1 protein-coding gene is annotated in these 1,592 nt (G+C 64.3%); it reads right to left on the bottom strand.

Going from position 1 to position 1,592, the window contains the following annotated elements; genetic code table 11:
- Positions 1 to 80: 80 nt before the first annotated feature.
- Positions 81 to 1,349, bottom strand: a complete 1,269-nt coding sequence (locus G6039_RS30075; protein WP_029544375.1) for an IS110 family RNA-guided transposase — start codon at positions 1,347 to 1,349, stop codon at positions 81 to 83.
- Between the last annotated feature and the right edge of the window lie 243 nt (positions 1,350 to 1,592).

Raw genomic sequence — 1,592 nt, 5'->3', positions numbered from 1 at the left:
CTAATCCGAAAATGAGGTGACCTGCGCACGGGTGCGAACACGTGCCAGCTCCCGGCGGAGCGGGCGTGTCGTGGTGCGGGTCAGGCGGCCGGTGTCAAGGTGACGGAGTACCCGAGGGCTTCGAGTTGACGAATGTGACTGTGTTTCCGTCTGTCCGGATCGAGGTGGCGGGTGAAGTGATCGGCACCGAGATCGGCAAAAGCTGCGTTCTCGTCGGAGAGCAGATGCCAGACGATGATCAGGATCGAACGCCCGACAGCGACGATGGCTCGCTTCTTGCCTCGTCGTCTGGCGATCCGCCGATACCTGGCACCGAGAAACGTGTCGGTGCGGCCCGCAATCACGGCGGCCTCTCCTAGAACCCGGGCAAGGTAGCGGTTGCCGTGCCCGGTCGAACCGTTGCCCTTGGACTTACCCGCGGAGGAGTGGACACCGGGAGAGAACTTCGCCCAGGAGCACAAGTGCCCGGCGGTCGGGAACCGCGACATGTCCACCCCGATTTCGGCGAGAATGATCGCGGCGGCCACCGGCCCGATCCCCGGGATCTCATCCAGTTGCGCCGCCGCCTGCGCGAAAGGGACCAGCTGCGCCTCGATCTGTTCGTCGACCGCGGCGATGTCGGCGTCGATCGCATCGATCCGGCCCAGCATCCGCGTGAGCAGGAACGCGTGGTGGTCGTCGAAGTGCCCACTCAGCGCCTCCTCGAGCAGGCCGATCTTCGCCCGCATCCTCGACCGGGCCAGCTGTGCGAGGACTTTCGGATCCCGCTCGCCGGCGATCAATGCGGCCATCATCTCCCGCCCGGAGACACCGAAGATGTCCGAGGCCACGACGGAGAGTTTGATGCAGGCATCCTCGAGCAGTTTCTCGACCCGGTTCTTTTCCGCTCCGCGGGCACCGACCAGGTCGACGCGGTAGCGGGTCAGATCCCGCAGCTGACGGATAGGACGTGGTGGTACGAAGCTCGGGCGCAGCATCTGTCGTTCGGCGACCTTGCACAACCAGACCGCATCGAGGACGTCGGTCTTGGGGCGTCCCGGCAGATGCTTCACGTCGCGGGCATTGACCAGCCACGGGTCGAGTCCGTGTGCTTCGAGCAAGTAGAACACCGGTTTCCAGTAGTCCGACGTCGCTTCCATCACCACGCGTTCGACACCCGACTCGACGAGGTGGTTGGCCAGTTCGGTCAACGCCCGCGTCATCGTCGTATGGGTGGACACCTCCTGCATCCGTTTCCTCCGATTGCCCATAGCGGGAATCCGGACACAGCACACCACCTCGGCCTTGCCGATATCGAGGGCGGCGACCCGGGAGATGATCTGTTCCTCGTCGTGAGACTCGATCAGCATCGTGTTCTCCTCATCGACGCACACCGTGTGATCGGGGTGGTCGCCCGTGGGGGTCACCGGGGTGAAACAGAATCTAATCCTCGTGCTCTACAACCATCGGCAACAGTGAAGGGCCCGCGGCGTGACCCCCAACGCCCGGCTAGACGACGGCCTCGAAGGACCATAGTGGCACGGCGTCGACGGGCGACCACCACACCATTTTCACCCCGGAACGGGCGTCCCGACAGGGACATATTGGCTAGA

Source organism: Rhodococcus aetherivorans (assembly GCF_011058165.1).
Lineage (GTDB): Bacteria > Actinomycetota > Actinomycetes > Mycobacteriales > Mycobacteriaceae > Rhodococcus > Rhodococcus aetherivorans.
This window is presented reverse-complemented; position numbering and strand designations above follow the sequence as displayed.

Coding starts and splice junctions, on each gene's coding strand:
- G6039_RS30075 (WP_029544375.1), bottom strand. CDS start 1,349: ATGCTGATCGAGTCTCACGACGAGGAACAGATCATCTCCCGGGTCGCC.